The sequence below is a fragment of the Streptomyces sp. FH025 genome, assembly GCF_017427025.1.
Lineage (GTDB): Bacteria > Actinomycetota > Actinomycetes > Streptomycetales > Streptomycetaceae > Kitasatospora.
Genome location: NZ_JAFLNG010000503.1, coordinates 1 through 5,810, shown reverse-complemented (window position 1 = coordinate 5,810; position 5,810 = coordinate 1). Strand labels below are relative to the sequence as shown.

The window sequence follows — 5,810 nt, the reverse complement described above, 5'->3', positions numbered from 1 at the left end:
GCCCTGGGCCGCGCCGAGGCCACCCTGCTGCTGCGCAACCGCACGGCCCTGTTCACCGCCCTGCTGCTGCCGCTGCTGCTGATCGTCACCCTGCACGGCGCGCTCGCCAAGCAGGCCGAGTCCAACCCGGGGCTGGACGTCGACTCGCTGCTGGTCTACGGCTCGGTCGGGATGATCCTGGGCTTCGTCGTGTACTACAACCTGACCACCGCGTACGTCGGACGGCGCGGCGAGCTGGTCCTCAAGCGGCTGCGCACCGGCGAGGCCCGGGACATCGAGATCCTGCTCGGCACCGCCGTCCCCTCGCTCACGCTCGGCCTGCTGATGGCCGCCCTGGTCGGGATCGGCGGCAGCCTCGGCCTGCACCTGGCCATGCCGGTCAACCCGCTGCTGATGCTGGCCGGCCTGGTGCTGGCGCTGGCCACCATGATCGCCCTGGCCGCGCTGTCCAGCGCCTTCACCAAGACCGTGGAGAGCGCGGGCATCACCACCCTGCCGGTCATGCTGATCATGCAGCTCGGCTCCGGACTGTTCATCCCGCTGGACGTCATGCCCGAGCAGCTGGCGAACATCTGCCGCCTGCTGCCCACCACCCCGGCCTTCCAGCTGATCCGCGTCGGCTGGTTCGGCACCGACGGCTCGGCCCCCGCGACCGACTTCCTCGGCTCCTGGGGCGCCGCCGGCTCGCACCTGGTCACCGGGACGATCTGGCTGGGCCTGGCGGTCTGGGGCGCGGTGCGCTACTTCCGCTGGGAGCCTCGCCGCTAAACGTACGGCCGGGATTCAGCAATAATCCGAAGGGCCGCCCCCAGATCGACCTCTGATATGAAGGCAGCACGCATGATCGTGGTCGAACTGGGGCGAAGAATTGAGAATGCGGTCACCGCACGACAGCTGGACGAGCCTGAGCAAGCCCCAACGCTCCGAGTTGTACCTCCGCTGGTCGCTGTACCTGATGGCACTGTTCCTGCCGGTGGGCGTGCTGCTCGCCGCGGGCGCCATCGCCCAGACCCCGGGGCAGGACACCACCGCCGTGATCCGGGTCTGCCTGGTCCTCGCCCTGGCCACCACCCTGGTCCTGCTGCGCGCCTACCGCACCGCACTCGACCACTACCTCCGCAAGAGCGGCGGTCAGATCCGCTGGATCGCCGTCTCCCTGGCCCTCCCGGTGGCCGGCTCCTGGGCCGTCCTGCTGCTCGGCCCCGGTACGACGGAGGGGCCGGGCGGCCCGCCGGCCACCATGACGGTCGTCGCCGAACTGCTCACCCTCTCCTTCGGCCCGACCTGTGTGGGGCTGTCCCCGCGCCTGGCCGCCGCCCTCGGGCTGGGCACCCTGCTGCTGGTCGGCCCCGCCGTCCTGCTGGCCGGGACCAACCTCGCCACCACGACCGGCTTCCTGGTCGGTGTGGCGGTCACGATGACCCTCATCGGCGCCAGCTGCCGCAGCTTCGCCTGGCTCACCTCGGTGGTCTGGGAGCTGGACGCCGCCCGCGAGGCGCAGTCCCGGCTGGCCGTCGCCGAGGAGCGGCTGCGATTCTCCCGCGACCTGCACGACGTGATGGGCCGTAACCTCACCACCATCGCGCTGAAGAGCGAACTCGCCGTGCAACTCGCCAAGCGCGGGCGTCCGGAGGCCGCCGACCAGATGGCCGAGGTGCAGAAGATCGCCCAGGAGTCGCAGCGCGAGGTCCGGGACGTCATCCGCGGCTACCGCACCGCCGACCTGCACGCCGAGGCGATCGGCGCCCGCGCGGTGCTGCGCTCGGCCGACGTCGTCTGCGAGATCGACCTCGGCGAGGACGCCGACCGGCTGCCGGTCCCGGTGCAGTCGGTGCTCGGCTGGGTGATCCGCGAGGCCACCACCAACGTGCTGCGGCACAGCGAGGCCGCGCGCTGCCTGATCCGGCTCCGGCAGGAGGACGGACGGGCCGTGCTGGAGCTGGAGAATGACGGGGTGCCGGACGTGCCGTTCCCCTCCCAGGGCAGCGGCACCGGGCTGCGCGGCCTGCGCGAGCGGCTCGCCGCCCACGACGGCGAGCTGGCCGTCCCGACCGCCGAGGCGGGCACCTTCCGGATGCTCGCCACCGTCCCGCTGCCAGGCTGAGAGAGGCCGCCCGATGACCGAGAACACCGCGCCCGTCCGCGTCCTGCTCGCCGACGACGAGCACCTGATCCGGGGAGCGCTCGCCGCGCTGCTCTCGCTGGAGGACGACATCGAGGTGGTCGCCCAGGCCGGCTCGGGACCGGAGGCGCTGGCGATGGCCCAGTCGCACCGCCCGGACGTCGCGGTGCTGGACCTCCAGATGCCCGGCAAGGACGGCATCGAGGTGGCCACCGAGCTGCGCCGGCTGCTGCCGGACTGCCGCTGCATGATCGTCACCGGCCACGGCCGCCCCGGCTACCTCAAGCGGGCCCTGGAGGTCGGGGTGCGCGGCTTCCTGCCGAAGACCGTCTCGGCGGCGGACCTGGCCGGCATCATCCGCACCGTGCGCTCCGGCGGGCGGTACGTCGACCCGGAGCTGGCGGCGGACGCGATCAGCGCCGGGGAGACCCCGCTGACCCCGCGCGAGACGGACGTCCTGGAACTGGCCGCGGACGGCACGCCGATCGCGGACATCGCCGAGCGGGCCGCGCTGTCCCAGGGCACCGTGCGCAACTACCTGTCCTCGGCGGCCACCAAGCTGGGCGCGGAGAACCGGCACGCGGCGGTGCGGATCGCCCGCGAGCACGGCTGGATCTGAGGCCGTACCCGCGGGCGTCGCACGGGCGTCAGGCCCAGGTGGTGCCGGTCAGCCGCTCGTACACCTCGATGTACTTGGCCCGGGTCCGCTCGACGATCTCGGCCGGCAGCGCCGGCGGCGGCAGCTCGCCGTGGCGGTCCCAGCCGGAGTCCGGGGAGACCAGCCAGTCGCGGATCAGCTGCTTGTCGAAGGACGCCTGCGAGCGGCCCGGCTCGTACTCGTCGGCCGGCCAGTAGCGGGAGGAGTCCGGGGTGAGCACCTCGTCCCCGATCACCAGCTCGCCGTTCAGCAGGCCGAACTCGAACTTGGTGTCGGCCAGGATGATGCCGCGGTCGCGGGCGATGTCCCGGGCCCGGGAGTAGACGTCCAGGGTGGTGCGGCGCAGCTGGGCGGCCAGGTCGGCGCCGATGCGGCGGGCGGTCTCCTCGTAGGAGACGTTCTCGTCGTGCTCGCCGACCTCGGCCTTCAGCGCCGGGGTGTAGATCGGGGCGGGCAGCTCGGAGCTGTTCTCCAGGCCCTCCGGCAGGGCGATGCCGCAGACCGTCCGGCTCTCGTTGTACTCGGCCAGGCCGGAGCCGGCCAGGTAGCCGCGGGCGACCGCCTCGACCGGGACCATCTCCAGGCTGCGGCAGATCAGCGTGCGGCCCTTCCAGTCGGCGGGGGCGCCGGCCGGGAGCTCGGTGGAGATCACGTGGTTGGGGACGATGTCGGCGATCCGCTCGAACCACCACAGCGACAGCTGGGTGAGGATGCGCCCCTTGTCCGGGATCTCGTTCGGCAGCACCCAGTCGTGGGCCGACGTGCGGTCGCTGGCGACCATCACCAGCTCGCCCGATCCGGTGCGGTAGAGGTCGCGCACCTTGCCGGTGTGCAGGTGGACCAGGCCGGGTACCTGGACCGGCTCGGGCTTGGTGACAAATCCGCTCAAGGTGTCTCAGTCCTCAGGGGTCGTTCACGGGCGTGGGTACCGCGAAAGGGGAGGTCACTGCCCCCGCAGTCTTTCACGACCGCTGAACGTCAGTTCTTGCAGAGGCGGTCCAGCAGGTTGGCGGTGGCCCGCTGGATCCGCTCGTCGGTGAGTCCCGGGCGGCCCAGCGCGGGCGACCAGGCGAAGGTGCCGGCCGCGAAGACGTACGCGCCGCTGGGCGCCCGGTAGAGCGAGGTCTCCTGGTAGCGGGTGCGGCCGGTCAGGTCCTGGTACGGCGAGTGTGCCAGCAGCACCCGCTCGGTGTGCTCGGGCAGCGCCACCTTGGGGTAGTACCGGTCGGCCTCCCCCGCGACCAGGCCGGGCAGCTCGTCCCCCTCCTGCAGCCCGGTGCCGTCCCACAGCCAGTGCGCGGTGTGCCGGGCGACCAACGGGACGGGTGCGGCGACCCGGCCCGAGTACTGCACGCCGAGCAGGTGCTGCTCGGGCTCCCCGGCGTCCCGCCACAGTGCGCTGGCCGCGCCGGACACCCCGGCGGCCGGGTCGCCCGGCCGGACCTTCTGCCGCTTGCGGCAGTTGAGCAGCCGGTTGGGCTCGCCGGAGGCGGCGGCGGTCAGCTCCACCCGCCAGTACATGGTGTTGGCGGACAGGAACACCAGCGAGGTGCCGCCGTCCCGGGCCCGCTCGGCGGCCCGGCGCATCGGCTCCGACCAGTACTCGTCGTGGCCGGGGAAGACCAGTGCCCGGTGCTCGGCCGGGTCCACCAGCCCGGCGTGCAGGTCGGTGGCGGTGGCGTAGGAGAGGTCGTAGCCGAAGCGCTCGGCCCAGCGGATGAAGTCGTACGCGTGACCGACGTGCAGCGGCAGCCCGGCGGTGGCGTGCGGGCGGTCGAAGGAGACGGTGACGGCCGCCTCGGGCTCGCCGACCAGGCCGCCCCGGCCGTCCCAGGCGTGGTACAGGCTGGCGCCGGTGCGGCCGTCCTCGGGGAACAGGTTGTACGCCTGCCAGGTCACGTCCGGGAGCACCAGGAGCAGTTCGGCGGTGCGCCCCTGGTCCGTGTGGTCCCGCACGGTGAAGGGGATGTGGCTGCGGTGCAGCATGTCCGCGGTGGTCAGCACGGCGACGTACGCGCCCGGCTGCCAGTGCGCCGGGATCTGGAGCCGCCAGGAGTGCCACCAGTGGTGGCAGGAGACCGTCCGGTCCACCACCAGCGGGGCGGGCTGGGCCAGTCCGGCGATGTGCGGGGTGGAGGTCATGTGGCGGGCGCCGTCGCCGCCGTAGTGGCCGATCCGGTAGACGTCCACGGTGAACTCGCGGGGCGGGTTGACGGTCACCCGGAAGTCCACCGAGCCGCCGGGGCGGACCACCCCGGCCGAGGCGAAGCCCTTGATCTGCTGGTCCACGTCGTTGGAGCTCTGCGGGGTGCCGACCGGCGGCTTGGACCGCCGCACGCCGGCCGCCAGCGGCTGCTGGCCGGGCGCGTCCACCGAGACGTACCAGGGCACGGCGCCCTCGGCGCCGGCCAGGTACTGGTCCGGGCTGCGCAGCCAGGGCAGCGGGCCCTGGCCGAAGGGGTCGGAAACGCTGTAAGCGTGCGTTCCCGACTCCCAGCGGCGGTTGAGTTCGGTCACCACGCGCCCTCCCAGGTGCACTCCGCCGGGTTGGCACGTGCCCCCCGGATGTGCGTGCGGTCTAATACACCACACAGTGCTGGCGCTACGTCACCCTGCGGTAGCAATTGGTGTCGGGAATCTTGCGCGCCGTCCGGGCAGGGCCTCCGGCCTGCGAAAACGGCCGGGCGCCGGACGGTTCGGGGGCGCGTGCCGGGCCTCCGAGCGCCTCCCGCGGGTCTACAACCGCACGGGCTTCTCCAGCCGGACCTCGGCGGCGTCCAGCCAGGCGCGCAGCGGGCCGTCCTGGCCCTGTTCGACGGCCTGGGCGACCGGACCGGCCAGGTCGGTGCGGCGGACGCCGCCGAGCAGCAGCACCGGGCCGTCCAGCCAGTCCAGGCCGGGGGCGCCGCCGGCGGTGTCCACGGCGGCGCAGCAGACCATCGCGGTGACGTGGTCGACCAGCAGGTCGCGGCCGGTGCGGTCGGGTTCGAGCACCGGGGCCGGGGTCGTGGTGCGGGCCAGCTGGGCGGC

Annotated in this window: 5 protein-coding genes and 1 pseudogene; 3 read left to right on the top strand and 3 right to left on the bottom strand. The window is 73.1% G+C overall.

Going from position 1 to position 5,810, the window contains the following annotated elements:
• From J0670_RS27860 to J0670_RS27850, 3 genes are all read left to right on the top strand, one after another.
• A partial coding sequence (locus J0670_RS27860) for an ABC transporter permease (protein ID WP_207814456.1) occupies positions 1 to 768 on the top strand: 768 nt, incomplete at its 5' end.
• Between the two features lie 106 nt (positions 769 to 874).
• Complete coding sequence (locus tag J0670_RS27855) at positions 875 to 2,104, top strand: sensor histidine kinase (RefSeq protein WP_207814455.1); 1,230 nt, start codon at positions 875 to 877, stop codon at positions 2,102 to 2,104.
• 13 nt (positions 2,105 to 2,117) lie between these two features.
• Complete coding sequence (locus J0670_RS27850; protein ID WP_207814454.1) at positions 2,118 to 2,741, top strand: response regulator transcription factor; 624 nt, start codon at positions 2,118 to 2,120, stop codon at positions 2,739 to 2,741.
• Between the two features lie 28 nt (positions 2,742 to 2,769).
• Here the strand turns inward: J0670_RS27850 and J0670_RS27845 are convergent, their stop codons facing one another.
• The 3 genes and pseudogenes from J0670_RS27845 to J0670_RS27835 form a co-directional block, all read right to left on the bottom strand.
• Positions 2,770 to 3,669 (bottom strand): phosphoribosylaminoimidazolesuccinocarboxamide synthase, encoded by a 900-nt coding sequence (locus J0670_RS27845; RefSeq protein ID WP_207814453.1) that lies wholly within the window; start codon positions 3,667 to 3,669, stop codon positions 2,770 to 2,772.
• 89 nt (positions 3,670 to 3,758) lie between these two features.
• A complete protein-coding gene (locus J0670_RS27840) occupies positions 3,759 to 5,300 on the bottom strand; it encodes a N,N-dimethylformamidase beta subunit family domain-containing protein (protein ID WP_207814452.1) in 1,542 nt (513 codons plus the stop codon).
• Between the two features lie 216 nt (positions 5,301 to 5,516).
• Positions 5,517 to 5,810 (bottom strand): annotated as a pseudogene (locus J0670_RS27835) (hypothetical protein); the annotation flags it as partial.